The sequence below is a fragment of the Sphingobium sp. TomMM7A genome (assembly GCF_055397305.1).
In genome coordinates this window covers 342502-358057 of sequence record NZ_AP027312.1, presented here as the reverse complement: position 1 = coordinate 358057, position 15556 = coordinate 342502, and the positions used below count along the sequence as shown (strand labels likewise).

The following is a 15556-nucleotide window of genomic DNA, read 5'->3' as shown; positions in this document are numbered from 1 at the left end:
TCCTCAGGCCGCGCTCAGCGGCGTCGATTTCCAGAAGTAGCGGTTATATCCCCGCTGGCGGTCCTTCTCCTTGATGCGGAAGACCATGCGAACCTGATCGCCCGTGTCGATCCCGTCAGGGCCGATATCCACCATCTCCATCAGGACCCGCGCGCCATTGTCGAACTTGACGAAGCCGACCCACAGCGGTGGTGAAGGATGATAGGACAACCAATCAGCGGTCGATGTCAGGACTTCCGCAGTCTTGTTCCGCAAGGGAACGTCGGTGAACTGCTCCCCCGGTGCATGACATTGCACGCAATATTGCATCTGGGGGAACTGAACCGCGCCGCAATTGCCGCACTTACCGGCATTGAAACCTTCGAGTTGGGCGGCGGAGCGATACTGCTCGGTCAGAGCCGTCTTGGCGCTCTTCTCCGAACGCATGCCCCATTCATTGTCGATCCCGCCGTAGAATGACAGCATCCGCAGATAGCTGTCCGTCCGCAAGGCATCCGCGATGGAACCCGCGACGCCCCGCGCCGGGCGGACTGACGCGATGGCCTCTGTCGCCTGGAATATAAGGACATCGGCGCCCTGACCGAAACCGACCAGCAAAATCCGGTCGCCCGGCTGCGCCTTTTCCAGCGTCGCCGAGAACATCAGCAGCGCATGGGCCGCGCCCGCATAACCTACGCCGTCGTCCAACGCCCCGGCTACAGCGCCTCCAAACTTCAGCGCCTTGGCCACCATGTCCGCCGCACCCTTCAGATAGGAGGGCATAACGAAATGCTGAATGTCGCCGATGGAGAGTTGCGCCTGATCCAGCGCCGCCCTGACAGCTTGGGGCACGATCTTCGCGTAACCTTCGTCGCGGACCCACCGTTCTTCCCAGCCATAATCGCTCTGGGCGTTCGCCGACCGGAAATGATCGACGAAAACTTCGGTGAGAGACGCTGATCCGATTAACCGCGCCACCACGTCATGATCGGAAATCACAAAGGCGGCCGCCCCTGCGCCAAAGCTCATTTCCTGCGCACTGGCAGGCTTTGCAAAGGGATTGTCGGATGCGACCACAAGCGTTGCTTCCGCGCCCTTGAGCGCCTGCAGCAAGGCGGATGTTCCTGCCCGCTGTGAGCCAGCCGCATCCGACGTAGCGACACTCGCCGGAGCACCGATCGCCCGTGCCATGATCGCCGCATTCTGAAGGTCAGCATAAGGCAGGCTGGTCGATGCCAGCCGTACGGCCTTTACGTTATCAAGGCTGGTATCAGCCAGGGCATCGCGGGCAGCTTCGACGCCCATAGTGATGGCGTCCTCATCCCAACTGGTGAACGCCCTGCTGCCTTTCGCCTGCCCACGCAGGCCCGGCGCCATCCAACCATGCGCTTCCGCTATCAAGGAACGATCCAGCCGAAGCCGGGGAATATAAGCGCCGTAGCGCGAAATGCCGAGTTGAGTCATTCACCTCACCTGCTCAAGGACGCGGCACCCTGCCGCCTGCCGTCGCTCACCGTGACGGCCAAATTCAGCCGAAGACTCATTTAGTTCGCTAGATTACGTTACGCAAGGGTCTTATTCGATACAGTCGGCTTTACGACCGGATATTCGTGTTATATATGACCGTATGCTTGCATACTTATGGAGGGATGCATGAAGATTCTTGTGCCCGTGAAGCGGGTCATTGACTATAATGTGAAGCCGCGTGTGAAGGCGGATGGGACGGGCGTTGATCTGGCGAACGTCAAGATGAGCATGAACCCGTTCGACGAGATCGCGGTCGAGGAAGCCATCCGCCTGAAGGAAAAGGGCGTGGCGACCGAGGTCGTCGCCGTGTCGATCGGCGTTGCGAAGGCGCAAGAGACGCTGCGTACCGCGCTCGCCAGGGGCGCGGATCGTGCGATCCTGATCCAGACGGATGACGAAGTCGAACCGCTGGGCGTCGCCAAGCTGCTCGCCAAGGTGCAGGAAGAGGAAGGCGCTGGCCTGATCATCCTGGGCAAGCAGGCGATCGACGATGACAGCAACCAGACCGGCCAGATGCTGGCCGCGCTGCTTAATCTGCCGCAGGGCACCTTCGCATCGAAGGTCGAGGTTGAGGGCGACAAGGTCAGCGTGACCCGCGAAGTCGATGGCGGTTTGGAGACGGTGAAGCTCAACGTCCCCGCGATCGTCACCACCGACCTGCGTCTCAATGAGCCGCGCTATGCTTCGTTGCCCAACATCATGAAGGCAAAGAGCAAGCCCCTCGCGGCCAAGACGCCTGCTGACTATGGCGTGGACATCAGCGCCCGTCTGGAGACGCTGAAGGTCACCGAGCCCGCCAAGCGTTCGGCTGGCGTCAAGGTGGCCGATGTCGATGAACTGGTCGCGAAGCTGAAAGCTTTGGGCGTCGCCGCCTGACCATCATTCCAAGCCCGTTCGGGCTGAGCCTGTCGAAGCCTGCTTCCTTCTTTGAAGAGAAGAAAGGCCCTTCGACAAGCTCAGGCGAACGGGGATAGAGGATCGAGATTATGAAGACTCTGGTATGGGTTGAACATGAGGGCGGCGCCGTCAAGGACGCGACCCTTTCCGCCGTCACCGCTGCTGGCAAGCTGGGTGAAGTGCATCTGCTGGTCGCTGGCGCTGGCGTTGGCGGCGTGGGTGAAGCTGCCGCGAAGATCGCGGGCGTGGGCAAGGTCCATGTCGCCGATGACGCGGCTTTCGGTCATGCGTTGGCAGAGAATGTCGCGCCGCTGGTCGTTGAACTGATGGGCAGCCATGACGCCTTCGTCGCGCCCGCCACCAGCAATGGCAAGAATATCGCACCGCGCGTCGCGGCTCTGCTGGACGTGATGCAGATCAGCGACATCCTGTCGGTTGAGAGCGAAGACACGTTCACGCGCCCGATCTATGCGGGCAACGCGATCGCGACCGTCAAGTCGAAGGATGCGAAGAAGGTCATCACCGTGCGTGGCACCGCTTTCGAGAAGGCGGCTCGTGAGGGCGGTTCGGGCGCGGTGGAAGCCGTTGCTTCGACCGGCGACAAGGGTCTGTCGAGCTTTTTCGGTGCTGAGATCGCCAAGCAGGAGCGTCCGGAGCTGACTTCGGCCAAGATCATCGTGTCGGGTGGCCGTGCGCTGAAGGATGGTGAGACGTTCGAGCAGGTGATCTTCCCGCTGGCGGACAAGCTGGGTGCGGCGGTTGGTGCTTCGCGCGCCGCTGTTGATGCGGGCTACGTGCCGAACGACTATCAGGTTGGGCAGACCGGTAAGATCGTGGCTCCTGAAGTCTATATCGCTGTTGGTATCTCCGGGGCGATCCAGCATCTGGCGGGGATGAAGGACAGCAAGACCATCATCGCCATCAACAAGGACGAGGATGCGCCGATCTTCCAGGTCGCCGACATCGGTCTGGTGGGCGACCTGTTCAAGGTCGTGCCGGAGCTGAACCAGAAGCTTTGAAGCTCCTTTCTACACCTCGCCGATGAGCCCTCGGTCCTACGCCGAGGGCTCCCATCCTGCCATCGGGGGCAAGCATCGAAACGACTGTCTTGCCTTAGGGCCGATCGACATTCAGGAGATGGCGAGCCGAGCCGAAGGCCACCGAAGGTAAAATGGTGGTTTTCCGTGAGCCTTGAAACGAGTCACGCGCCTCGCTTCAACGCAGCGTACTCAAAGTACGTGAGCACCGGAAGCGCGGAGAACCGCCATTTGCAGGCCGCCAGAACTGAATGTCGATCGGCCCTAGCTTTGCCCCTCAAATTCCTCCACCATCGCCTGACGGATCAGATACTTCTGCACCTTTCCTGTCACCGTGGTCGGAAACGCGTCAACGATCCGTATGAACCGGGGTATTTTATAGTGGGATATCTGGTTCACACAAAATGCCCTGACCTCATCTTCGGCCAGTTTTTCGTCGGCGCGCAATGTTATCCACGCACAGACTTCCTCCCCCATATGATCGTCCGGCACGCCCACGACGGAGACATCCTCGACGGCGGGGTGCATCCGCAGAAAATCCTCGATCTCACGGGGATATATATTCTCCCCCCCACGAATGATCATGTCCTTTATCCGGCCTACGATGCTTCCATAGCCAGCGTCGTCCAGGACGGCCAGATCGCCGCTGTGCATCCATCCGTCTGAATCGATGGCTGCCGCCGTCTGCACGGGATCGTTCCAATATCCCATCATGACGGAATAGCCTCTCGTACATAATTCTCCCGGCGTTCCACGCGGGACGATCGCGCCGTCGGCATCGACGATCTTGCATTCGAGGTGTGGTTGGACCTGGCCGATGGTGGTGGTTCGACGTTCGATCGAATCTCCGGGCACGGTCTGGAAACTGACGGGGCTGGTCTCCGTCATCCCGTAGGCGATCGTCACATTTCGCATGTTGAGGCGATCCACAACGTCCCGCATCAATGGCTCCGGACAAAGCGCCCCAGCCATGCATCCCGTACGCAATGACGATGTATCGGTGGCATCCGCATCGAGCCGCGCCAGGACCGCAATGAACATCGTCGGAACGCCATAGAGAGCAGTACAGCGTTCTTCCGCCACCGTACGCAGCACCGCCGCAGGATCGAACGCGCTCGACGGATAGATCATGGCCGATCCATGCGTGATGGCGGCAAGGTTGCCCATTACCATCCCGAAACAATGGTACAGCGGCACAGGTATGCAAATGCGGTCGCCGGGGGTCAGGCCCATGGCGCTGCCGACAAAATAACCATTGTTAAGGATGCCACGATGGCTGAGCGTAGCGCCCTTCGGCAAACCTGTAGTGCCGCTGGTGAACTGAATGTTCACCGCGTCCTCCGCCCGAATTTGCGGCTCGATTGAACGCAGATGATCCAGAGACGGAGCCGACGATAGCAGGTCGTCAAACCGCAGCCAGCCCGGACGCGGCTGTTCACTGATAAGGATGGCCGCTTTGAGCGTCGGCAGCCGCTTTGCTTCCAATTGCCCCGGTACGCAGCCGGGCAGCTCCGGAGCCAGCGTCTCGATCATATCGGCATAGGCACTGGTCTTGAACCGTTCGGCTGCAATCAGCGCACGCAGGCCGACATTGTTGATCGTATATTCGACTTCCGACAATCGATAGGCGGGGTTTATCGTTACCAGGATCAAACCGGCTCGGGCGGCTGCGAACTGCGTCAAGGTCCACTCCGCGCAGTTAGGCGACCAGATGCCGATACGATCCCCAGGCTGCAAGCCGAGTTTCAAGAGACCGGCAGCCAGCTTATCGGCAAGAGCAAGTAGATCGTCATAGGTCCAGCGGATATTCTGTTCCACCGAAACCAAAGCATCGCGATCACCCCACCGAGCGGCAGCGTCCGCCAGAGCCTGTCCTATCGTCAAATCCAGCAGCGGGGGATCCATTCTACCCCGGACGTAGCTGAGAGCGCTCACTTTCCACATCCCCTCAGGGCCACTGGCATACTCCTCTCGAATATTGGCTGCGGTTCCGCAGCGACAAATTGCATAAGCAACCTGATTGTCGCGGACAGGGTCGCCTCTTCAAGTATGCTACTGTTAGGCACTTGCCTGTGAGCCGCCTCACCTTTCCGTTGCTTTGCGACTAAAGTCAGGCAATGTTCCTGAGCCGGGCAAGGATCGATAAACCGACAAATGACGGAGAGGCACGGTGACAATGAGGCGATCATCCATTGACGCGCGCAGCGTTCCTCCTCCTGGCGAACAGGAGATGCAGGCGCATTTAAACAAAGTGCTGATGAGCCCCGTCTTTGAACGCAGCCCCCGTATGCAGCGATTTTTGCGCTATCTCTGCGAGGAGATGTTCGCGGGGCGCGGATCACTCCTGAAGGAATATAGTATTGCGCTTGGGGTTTTTGACAAGCCTCAGGATTTCGATCCCGGCACCAGCGCGACTGTCCGGGTGGAGGCAGGACGCCTGCGCCGCCTGCTGACAAGCTATCAGATCAACCATGGCCAATCCGACACCATTCAGATTGTCATTCCTAAAGGAGGATATGTCCCGAGTTTCCAACGCAAGACGGAACAATCGGAAATTGTTGAGCGAGACGATGACGCTCCTGCAAAGGCTGCGAACCCGGATTTACCTTCGCATATGGAACTGCGCAGGGTAACGGTATTATCCTGCTCTTTCCGGTTAAGAGGCATTTCCCAACTGACGGCCGAGTTCCTTGAAGAATTCGACCGCTTCCACGCATATTTTTCCTCGACCATGACGCAATTGGGCGGTGTCATGGAGAAGGGGGCAACGGCCCGGCTGACCGTTTATTTCGGCTGGCCCACCTCGCTGGAAGATGCTTCGGGACGGGCCATGACAGCGGCAACGGAAATCATTGCCTATGCGCGGCGTGAACATGGAGATAATTGTGAGGTCCGTGTAGCCATTGATACAGGCAAGGTTCTCTCACGACCTTGTCTGGAACAGCCGCTGATATTAGGTGACGTACCCACCATTGCCCTACAGATAATCGATCACACGCCATCTAACGCCATTCTCGTTTCGGAAGAGACCCGCCAACATTCACGCACCGCATTTGAAACCATTCCGGCTGGAGCAATAGAAGGCGAGGATGGGCACCAGATTCTTCTTTGGCGGCTGCTGAGCCCCAGATCGACAACATGCTTTCTAGCCAAGCAAGATGCTCCGTCGGCCGACATCATCGGCCGGGGCGCTGAATTGGACCTGCTACGCAACCGTTGGCTCCTGGCTTCCGCTGGAGAGGGGCAATCCGTCATCGTCGAAGGTGAAGCAGGTATCGGCAAATCCTGTTTGTCCGAAGCATTGATCAAACGGCTGCGGCCCAGGGGCTATCAAATCCGCCTGCAATGCTCTGCGCACCACAGCAACAGCGCACTTTATCCCGTTATCCAAATCCTCCGCCGGTTGATGGCAGGGAACGATCCATCAAACGCCGTGCTGGGTCGATTTCTTGAGCGAGTCGGTTTGGACGGGCCGATCAACAGGGCACTTCTTCAAACATTGCTCGCTCAGGCGGATGTGGACGAAAATATGGAGGGCATCCTTCCGTCGGCGAGCGAAAAGAAAGAGAAGACGCTTCAGCTTCTGATCGCCATCCTTTCTGCCTTATGTAACCGCAGACCAGTTATCCTTCTTGTCGAAGACATACATTGGGCGGACCCCACGACGCTGGAGCTGATTGGATTTGCCGCGTCGGCATGCCAGGATTTACGGCTCTACCTGCTGATGACGGGCAGGTCAGGGTGCGCGGCGCTCTTTGGACCGGGACAACCGGTTACTGTTCTTCGTCTCACCCGATTATCCCGCCAGGATTGCAGCCGGATAATTGACGGCATTGCGGGGGATGCGGCGTTGCCAATCCCGGCGCGGGACACGATTATCGACAAAGCCGACGGGGTGCCGCTCTATCTGGAGGAACTGACGAAGCTCCTGCTCGCCCAGAATGTTGGGAAGGGCGATCTGTCGACAGTGCCCGATAGCCTGAACGACTTGCTGGCATCTCAGCTCGGCTGCATGGGCTTTGCACGCCGGGTTGCGCAGGTGGCTTCCATAATAGGACGGGACTTCCCTGGCGAGATATTGAAGGCTCTGGTCGGCGATGAAGATCAGCGGGTGGCCGCTGCGATCGACCAGCTGCTGGCCGCCGGCATTCTGACGCGCGGTCGCTCCAACGGCAAAGGTCGATATGCCTTTCGGCACGCGTTGCTCCGCGACGCGGCCTACACGTCGATGATGGACGCAGATCGTCAGGACCTGCATTCTCGAACTGCCGACATCCTGGTTGACTATTTCCCGGAAATCGCAGCCGATCACCCCGAAATAATCGCTGGACATATGCGCCATGCGGGGCGTTTCGACGAAGCGGTATCCTTCTGGCTTGATGCTGGCCGCAAAGCGGCACAAAGATATGCCCTCGCCGAAGCAAGCGCGAACTATCGCGCGGCTATCGAAACCCTTGCATCGATTTCGCCAAGTATCGGACGAAGCGAACGTGAACTCGACGCTCTGTTGGAGTTGGGGGCAACTGTTCGGGAAGCGGAAGGCTATTACGCCCCGGACTTGAAGCAAATTTACCAGCGCGCGCACCTGCTGGCGGAGGAGGTCGGACGGCCTGAAGCGCTGGCCGCTAGCCTGCATGGGCTTTGGACCGTGGCGGCGGGCCGTGGGCGCTGGAAGCATGCCGACCTGTTGGCAATTGAGTTCGACCAGTTCATTCATTCACTGCGACCAAATGCCCGCCTGGAAGCGGAAGGAGGGCGCCTGCTGGGCGCTGGCGCGGCATTCCGGGGAGACTTTGCCGCAGCCCGAACGCACTTCGAGCGCGTGGTCGCTGTCTATGATCCCGCGCAACACGGCCGCAGCTTCGGCTATAATCCCGGTGCGGCCTCTACGGCCTATCTTTCCTGGGTGCATTGGCACACCGGCAATCCTGAACAGGGGAGGCGAGAGGCTGAGCGCGCCTTGGCCATGGCGGAAACCCTTGGCCACCCGGCAACTTTGTCACTGGTGCTGGTATGGCTGCTCTTCCACGCGGTTTGCGAAAGGGATTACGGCCGTATCCACTCCTATAATGAACGGCTTCAAGAGCTATGCTCGCAGCAGCTTTGCCGGTTCTGGCAACCGTTCGGACGAGCATGTCTGTCATGGGCGTCGTTCCATTCGACGCGTGATCCGTCACATCTGGATCAGCTCCTGGCCCATACGAAGGCCTTCTCTGAGCATTATCTCACATCCTGCCTGCACCTGCTCGCCGCTGATATCTGCGACGAAATGGGCCATTACGAAAAAGGCCTGCACCATACCGGTTTGTCCGCGACGTTCATGGCCCAGCATGACGAGCGGATATGGGAAGCGGAATATTGGCGCTTGACCGGACAGTTGCACGCACGCTGGGGGCCGGACAAAAGCGAGGCGCGCCGTTGCCTGGAACAGGCGCTGACCATCGCGCGTCAGCAAAACGCGGTCATGCTGGAACAGCGGGCCATCGTCGGCCTGCAAGCTCTGTCGGGTACGGATATCGGCCTCGTTGCCTGAGCTGCCGACGCTGACCACGAGATGATGCCCGATGATCTGGGAAGCCCGCCTAGCTGCGGGATGATCCCCGGTCAGCCATAGGGTAGCCGAGACAATGGCATCTCTACAGGCGGCGCCTCCTCAACCGGAATGGGCCGGGTGTAAAATCGGCCGGTCTCGCCCGAGGGGAAAGGCGTGTCTATCCATTGCCTCGGCCGATCGGCAGGCACCACAGGCAACTCGATCGCCGATGGCCGTGCGGCATCGTGATGGATCGTCTGGCGCGCGATCCGATAATCTTTTGGAGCAGCGGTGGAAAGGTCGATGAAATCCTGGGGGTTCACCTCGCTGTTCGGATAATCGCTGCTCGAAATGACGATGCGAACGCGGTGCCCCTTTTTGAACTGGTTGCTGGTTGGCGCCAGCTCGATCTCATATTTCTCGACGGCATCCGGCATCAGCCCTTCCGGAGCCGTGCGCGATTTACGATAGCGCGCCCGCACCATGCCGCTCGCCAGATTGCAGGAACGGCCGTCCGGAAACAGGTCGATCAGCTTCACAAACCAGTCGCAGTCCGTTGCCGACGATTGCGCATGGAGGATGACCCGGATCGCGCCCGTCACCTCCATATCCTCTTCCAGCGTCGCCGTCGTATAGACAAGAATATCCGGCCGATGGTCATTCGGCCGTTGATCCGCAGGCCCACCGTGCAACGAATGCCCGCCCAGCGAAGGCACGGGATTAGCAGGATCGCTGACATAATGGTCAGCGGGTTCATCCGCGCTCGGAGCGGCCTGAGACAGCAGCCCGCCGCCCTCTGCGCCGTTCGCGTTACCATCGCTGTGCAAGTAGAACAGCGTCGGCCGAGCATCGGGAAGCGGCCAATCCTGCTCGGCCCGCCAACGATTTTCGCCCATCACGTACAGCATAACCCGATGGTCGTCCCCTTCCCCCGCGCCCCCCAGAAGGTGGCGGTCCATCCACGCCCCCATCATGGCGACGTCATCGACCAGCGCATTGGGGAAATGACACAACATCCCGTTCGCGACGTGACCCCATGGCCCTATGATCAGCCGCTGACCCTGACGCGCTGCTTCAGTAGCACCATGGCGAGAGATATTGACGAACGCGTCCAGCGAATTGCGGTTGAACAGATCGTACCACCCGGTGAAATGCAGAACCGGCACTTTCACCCGGTCAAACCGCGAGGCTGCGTCATTCGGGGCGAAGAATTCCGGATTATCCCTGTTGTCGAGCCAAGCGTTCCAGAATGGCATATGCCGGTTAATCGGGACGTCCTTCAGCGCGTGCCCGCGCGCGATCTCGAATGCCAGGTCTGGAGATGCCATTAACATTTGCGGAGCCGCAAAGCCGCTGGGCAAGCCGGCCGCCCGAGCGTCGGCCTTGATCGCTGCGGTCACCTCTTCGCCCATCCGTGCCGCGGCGGTGAACGCCATGCCCATGGTCCAGCACAAGGCCGTGCTATCCATCACGCCCCCTTTATAGACCCAGCCATTGTTGAACTGGTTGACGGCCGGAACCTGAACGAACGCGGCGCCGATCTCATTATCTTCGGCCTGGAGGTGCAGCAGCTGCGTCCCGCCCATATAGGACTGGCCAGTAGTGCCGACCTTCCCGTTGCACCAACCTTGCTGCTTGATCCAGCGGACAGTATCGATGCCGTCCTGCCGTTCGCCCCACCCCTCATTCATCATCGGGTCGAACACGCCACCCGATCCGTTCGTACCGCGCACATCCTGAACCAGAACAGCGTAGCCTCGCCGGGTCAGATAAGCGGGTGTGCCGAACGAACCCTGCACAAACAGCTTGTTATAAGGCGTACGGATAACAACCACGGGATAACCGACATCCGGATCCACCTGTCCCGACGCCATCGGCAGGTAGAGGTCGGCGGCCAGATCAACGCCATCGCGCATTGGCACGTCAAGGTTCCGGAAAACAGCTGTTTGCGCGGTTGTCAGATCCGATGGCACAATGGTCACTCCACTGATTGAAGGGCGCAGCGGGCCGTTTTCCAACCGATCGCTGTGTTTCCCCCGATATACTCTTCCCAGACGCCGTTGGAACATATCAGTTCGCTATCTAACCGTATGCTACTATCATCAAATGGCGCATTGGGAGAGCATTTCCGAAAGGCTCGAATGAGGCCTGAAGAATATGTCGGAAAATGCATTGGAGGGGAATTGAATATGTCTGTCAGGAAGTGGGCGCTATTGGCCTCTGCGCCGCTGTTTCCGGCCATGGCCCACGCGCAAACCCCGCAGTCGGAGGACCAGCCTTCAGGCGCGGGAATGCTGCAAGATATTATCGTCACGGCCCAAAAACGTGCCGAGCCACTGCAATCGGTGCCTGTTGCTGTTTCCGCTTTCAACAGCGAAACATTGGAGCATGCGCGTCTGGATAACCTGACCGGACTGCGCGGACTGGTGCCGGGGTTGACGATCAACCGATCCGGCGCGTCCGTGGACGTTCCCCAGCTTAGCTTGCGCGGCATGTCCATTCAGGACGTGCTGCCCAGCCTTGAATCCAGCATCGGCTTTACAGTTGACGGCATCCCGATCGCCTTCCAGCGCGGATCGCTCATGGACGCCTATGATATTGAGCGGATCGAAGTGCTTCGCGGCCCGCAGGGTGTCTTGAATGGCAAGAACACGACGGGCGGCACCATCAACGTCATCCGCTCACGGCCCGACCCGGCAGCCGACGCAACCGGCAAGGTTCGCTTCACCATCGGCAGCTTTGGCGAAAATGATTATGAAGGCGTCATAATGGCGCCGATCGTCAATGACCTGTTGGCGGTCAAGGGCTCGATCACGGTACGAAAGAATAACGGCCAGTTCAGAAATATCGTGACGGGTGGACGCAATGGAGATCGGGACGTCCGCACGTTCGGATTGGCGTTCGTCGCTACGCCAACGGACAAGCTCAACCTGTATCTCGCGCTGGATCGGGTGGAAAATGACAGCGACTTGCCGCCCTATTCCCAATTGCTGACGCCAAATCTGATCACCTACAAGGTGCCGGGTTATTTCGGCGGCGCCAACTCGCCTTGCCTCAATCCCTATACGGCTTCGATCTGCACGCCTCTCACCAAAGACAAGAATGTTGTCGAATCGAGGCCGTTCCCCGGCTCCCTGCGGCTTAATGCCCTGACCGGCGAAATTTCATATCAGGCAACAGATGATGTTCGGCTCGTCAGCCTGACCGGCCTTCGCGAGTTCAAGGAATATACGCTCGGAGACTATGACTCCACACGCTTCGCCCTGGCGCGCAATGAGAGCAATTTGAAGGCACATCAATTTTCCGAGGAACTAAGGTTCGAAACGTCTTTCAATGGCCCCTTCAATCTCGTCGGCGGCTTCTTCTACATGAACTATGAATATACCCAGAAAACCAACTTGTCGGTGGACCTCGCCGCCTTGCCTCCCATCGCCACGGGATTGCCCGATTGGCTGCCGCCGGGTTTTGCCTACCTCAATTCGGTGGATGCCTATGTCACCAACCAACATAACCGGTCGACCGCGCTATTCTTTCAGGCCGATTATGACCTGACGGACCAGCTTCGCCTGACTGTCGGTGGGCGCCAGACCTGGGACCGCAAGAAAACGCATTATGTCCTCTATTCGGCCGTGCCGGGAACGGTGCGGGACATGAGCGTTCTGGGACCGCTGGTGGGCGACGTCTCTGCTGGGGTGAGCTTTCAGAAGTTCACGCCAAAGGTCAACGTCCAGTATAAGTTCAATCCCGACATACTAGCCTATGCGAGCTATAGCCGAGGTTACAATACGGGAGGTTTCAGCGGCCGCACGGGTAACATTGTAACAGCCGTTCAGCCCTATGACCCCGAAGTAATGGATGCATTTGAAATCGGGTTCAAAAGTGAGCTCTTCGATCATCGTGTCCGCTTCAACATCGCGGCATTCCATAATATTCTCGACAACAAGCAAGAGAATGTTCTCCAGGTTGATGGATCGCGTCTCTTGTCCAGCACCTTAAATGTCGCGAAGGCGAAATATACGGGGGTCGAGGCAGAGTTGACCCTCGTGCCCACTCGGAACTGGACGATACTCGCGACAGGCGGCTATCTGCACGCCAAATATTCAGAGTTCAGGGGTAACCTTGGGCAGGGGGACGCTGACCTGTCGGTACTCCGCCTACGTCGCACGCCCAAATGGACCGCTGGCCTCGTTTCCGACTATACAGTTGACGCCGGAACCGGGACATTCGGTCTGAACGCTGCGCTATACTATACTTCACGATATGAGACGGACGCATTGAACGATCCGCGAGGATCGATCCCGCCTGTTGCCCGAATGGATGTAGGCATCCGTTACCAACTGCCGGTCAGTGATGCCACCAAGTTGGAAATTTCCGGTTTCGTGAAGAACGTCACCGACAACACCACTTACGATGGCATAACGTCGGGTGAGAGTCCGGGTTCATTGGTCGAGTTCGCGAACCCCATCACGGGCCGGACATGGGGCGTTTCCCTGTCCGCGCGCTTCTAAAGCGGTTCTATCCGGAAGCTCGTGCCTGTCGCACCAAATTGCGGCTGGCACGAGCCAAGGAATTCTCCAACAAACAAGCCAGCGACTGATCGCCTGATCAGCGACCGCGCCACACCCCCGCGCGCTTCTCCACAAAAGCGCTCATGCCTTCTGCCCTGTCCTCGGTAGCGGTAAGGATCTGGAAAAGACGCCGCTCGGTCAGGATGCCTTGAGCCAGCCCCGTTTCAAAGGCGATGTTCACCATCTCCTTGTTCACCATTGCTGCCATTGGCGGCATCGAGGCGATGGCGGCGGCGGTTTTGAGCGCCTCTTCCAACAGCTGCGCAGCAGGCACGATGCGACTTACCAATCCGGAACGCTCCGCTTCGGCGGCATCCATCATGCGGCCGGTCAGGCACATCTCCATCGCCTTCGCCTTGCCCACGGCGCGGGTCAGGCGCTGGGAACCGCCCATGCCAGGGGCGACGCCCAACTTGATTTCGGGCTGGCCGAACTTTGCCGTGTCGCCTGCGATGATGAAATCCGCCATCATCGCCAATTCGCAACCGCCGCCCAGCGCAAAGCCCTGCACAGCCGCGATCCACGGCTTGCGCGTTGCCACCACGCCAGTTTGCCAGCCAGAAAAGAAATCCTCCAGGAAGAAGTCCGCCGCCTGCTTCTCGACCATCTCCTTGATGTCGGCGCCTGCCGCAAAGGCCTTCTCACCGCTTCCGGTCAGCACCGCGCACCGTTGTGCCGGATCGGCGTCATAGGCGGCGAATGCAGCGCTCAGATCCTTGAGCACCTGGCTATTGAGTGCATTGAGCGCTTGCGGCCGGTTGAGCGTGATTAGTGTAACGGCGTCATGCTGTTCGACGATAATGGTTTCAAAGGTCATGAGAGATTTCCGTTTGAGGCAGAGGGGTCCATTCCTTGTCCTGCGGCAGAGGCGCGAAGAGACTATCTATCAAGGTGCCATCGACCTCCTCGGGCGTCGCCGGGGACCATTTCGGAGCATTGTCCTTGTCAAAGATCACCGCGCGCACACCCTCGATGAAATCGGGACGGCGAATGATGTGGCAGGCCAGGCGATATTCGTTCCGCATATTGTCCGCAAAGTCGGTGAAGCCAGCGCCTTCCACCAGTTGGCGCAGGGCGACCTTGACCGCTTGTGGCGATTTGGTTGCGAGCACCGCCAACTGCTTGTCCGCCCATTCCGACCCGTCCGCCTGGAGGGCAGCAAGGATATCCTCCAGGGCATCGCTCGCGAAAAGGCGATCAATCCCGTCCCGCTGCGCCATCAACCGGGACTCCGGAGCAAGTTCATTTGCCTGATCGAGGATGGTCGCAACATCGGAGGGATACGTAAGGATTTCCGCCTTGAGCGCATCCAGCCTGTCAGATCCGACATAATGGGTCGCAATCCCGATCGCGACGCAATCCGCGCCATCCAGACGTGCTCCAGTCGCGGCAAGCCATGTACCGATCCGTCCCGGCAGCCGAGGCAGAAACCAGCCTCCGCCCACATCTGGAAAAAGGCCAATTCCGGTTTCAGGCATCGCGAAGGTCGTACGCTCCGTCGCGACACGATATCGGCAAGGCAGTGAGAGACCGACGCCGCCGCCCATCACAATCCCATCGATGAAGGCAACGATGGGCTTATCGTAGACGAACAGCAGATGGTTCATTCGATATTCGACGCGGAAGAAATGCTCGGCCGCTGCGCAGTCCGTTTTTGCGCTATTGGCAATAAGCGCGATGTCACCTCCGGCACAGAATCCGCGCCCTTCGGCATGGTCGATCATGACCATGAGTACCGCCGGGTCGTCGCGCCAGTCCAGCAGCACCTGATTGATTGCCTCGCACATCTCCGGGGTCAGCGCGTGGATAGCCTTGGGACGGTTCAGCCGGATGCGGCCCACGCCATTTTCGACCGAGAGGATCAGCTGGTCAGTCATATCTTTTCCCTGCACGCGCGGAGCGTCTCCGATGATGATCCCGCGCGTGATCTGGCCGTGTTTCCCAGCACCGATATTCCAAAAAGCACAGCAGTCGTGCCAATCGCCATGGAGCTGTGCTGTCCATGCGCGGGCGCG

9 protein-coding genes are annotated in these 15556 nt (G+C 59.1%); 4 read left to right on the top strand and 5 right to left on the bottom strand.

Annotated features, from left to right (window positions below; all coding sequences use genetic code 11):
• Positions 1-3: 3 nt before the first annotated feature.
• A complete protein-coding gene (locus ACZ5ZH_RS14430) occupies positions 4-1443 on the bottom strand; it encodes a hydroxymethylglutaryl-CoA synthase family protein (RefSeq protein WP_464772768.1) in 1440 nt (479 codons plus the stop codon).
• Between the two features lie 189 nt (positions 1444-1632).
• Here ACZ5ZH_RS14430 and ACZ5ZH_RS14425 point away from each other — a divergent pair, with 189 nt between their 5' ends.
• Both ACZ5ZH_RS14425 and ACZ5ZH_RS14420 read left to right on the top strand, forming a co-directional pair.
• Entirely contained in the window at positions 1633-2382 is a 750-nt protein-coding gene (locus tag ACZ5ZH_RS14425; protein WP_464772767.1) for an electron transfer flavoprotein subunit beta/FixA family protein, read from the top strand.
• A 110-nt stretch (positions 2383-2492) separates the two neighbouring features.
• Positions 2493-3422: an electron transfer flavoprotein subunit alpha/FixB family protein gene (locus ACZ5ZH_RS14420; protein ID WP_464772766.1), complete on the top strand. Its 930-nt coding sequence runs from the start codon at positions 2493-2495 to the stop codon at positions 3420-3422.
• 282 nt (positions 3423-3704) lie between these two features.
• On the opposite strand, the gene ACZ5ZH_RS14415 is transcribed toward ACZ5ZH_RS14420, so the two are convergent.
• Positions 3705-5345, bottom strand: a complete 1641-nt coding sequence (locus tag ACZ5ZH_RS14415) for an AMP-binding protein (protein ID WP_464772765.1) — start codon at positions 5343-5345, stop codon at positions 3705-3707.
• Positions 5346-5727: 382 nt separating this feature from the next.
• On the opposite strand from ACZ5ZH_RS14415, the gene ACZ5ZH_RS14410 reads away from it, so the two are divergent.
• Positions 5728-8973: an ATP-binding protein gene (locus tag ACZ5ZH_RS14410; RefSeq protein ID WP_464772764.1), complete on the top strand. Its 3246-nt coding sequence runs from the start codon at positions 5728-5730 to the stop codon at positions 8971-8973.
• Between the two features lie 71 nt (positions 8974-9044).
• Here ACZ5ZH_RS14410 and ACZ5ZH_RS14405 read toward each other — a convergent pair whose 3' ends face one another.
• Positions 9045-10889, bottom strand: a complete 1845-nt coding sequence (locus ACZ5ZH_RS14405; protein WP_464773289.1) for a CocE/NonD family hydrolase — start codon at positions 10887-10889, stop codon at positions 9045-9047.
• A gap of 273 nt (positions 10890-11162) precedes the next feature.
• On the opposite strand from ACZ5ZH_RS14405, the gene ACZ5ZH_RS14400 reads away from it, so the two are divergent.
• Positions 11163-13481 carry a TonB-dependent receptor gene (locus tag ACZ5ZH_RS14400; RefSeq protein ID WP_464772763.1) on the top strand — a complete coding sequence of 773 codons (2319 nt, stop codon included), beginning with the start codon at positions 11163-11165 and terminating at the stop codon, positions 13479-13481.
• A 97-nt stretch (positions 13482-13578) separates the two neighbouring features.
• On the opposite strand, the gene ACZ5ZH_RS14395 is transcribed toward ACZ5ZH_RS14400, so the two are convergent.
• A complete protein-coding gene (locus ACZ5ZH_RS14395) occupies positions 13579-14358 on the bottom strand; it encodes an enoyl-CoA hydratase-related protein (RefSeq protein WP_464772762.1) in 780 nt (259 codons plus the stop codon).
• The gene (locus tag ACZ5ZH_RS14390; RefSeq protein WP_464772761.1) at positions 14348-15418 is read right to left on the bottom strand and encodes an enoyl-CoA hydratase/isomerase family protein; all 1071 of its coding nucleotides are present in this window, start codon (positions 15416-15418) and stop codon (positions 14348-14350) included. The genes ACZ5ZH_RS14395 and ACZ5ZH_RS14390 overlap by 11 nt, the downstream gene beginning before the upstream one ends.
• Positions 15419-15556: the final 138 nt, after the last annotated feature.

Bases quoted from the DNA above. Each gene is read 5' to 3' on its own strand.
- ACZ5ZH_RS14430 (WP_464772768.1), bottom strand. From the start codon at position 1,443: ATGACTCAACTCGGCATTTCGCGCTACGGCGCTTATATTCCCCGGCTT.
- ACZ5ZH_RS14425 (WP_464772767.1), top strand. From the start codon at position 1,633: ATGAAGATTCTTGTGCCCGTGAAGCGGGTCATTGACTATAATGTGAAG.
- ACZ5ZH_RS14420 (WP_464772766.1), top strand. From the start codon at position 2,493: ATGAAGACTCTGGTATGGGTTGAACATGAGGGCGGCGCCGTCAAGGAC.
- ACZ5ZH_RS14415 (WP_464772765.1), bottom strand. From the start codon at position 5,345: ATGGATCCCCCGCTGCTGGATTTGACGATAGGACAGGCTCTGGCGGAC.
- ACZ5ZH_RS14410 (WP_464772764.1), top strand. From the start codon at position 5,728: ATGCAGCGATTTTTGCGCTATCTCTGCGAGGAGATGTTCGCGGGGCGC.
- ACZ5ZH_RS14405 (WP_464773289.1), bottom strand. From the start codon at position 10,889: ATGCGCGATGGCGTTGATCTGGCCGCCGACCTCTACCTGCCGATGGCG.
- ACZ5ZH_RS14400 (WP_464772763.1), top strand. From the start codon at position 11,163: ATGTCTGTCAGGAAGTGGGCGCTATTGGCCTCTGCGCCGCTGTTTCCG.
- ACZ5ZH_RS14395 (WP_464772762.1), bottom strand. From the start codon at position 14,358: ATGACCTTTGAAACCATTATCGTCGAACAGCATGACGCCGTTACACTA.
- ACZ5ZH_RS14390 (WP_464772761.1), bottom strand. From the start codon at position 15,418: ATGACTGACCAGCTGATCCTCTCGGTCGAAAATGGCGTGGGCCGCATC.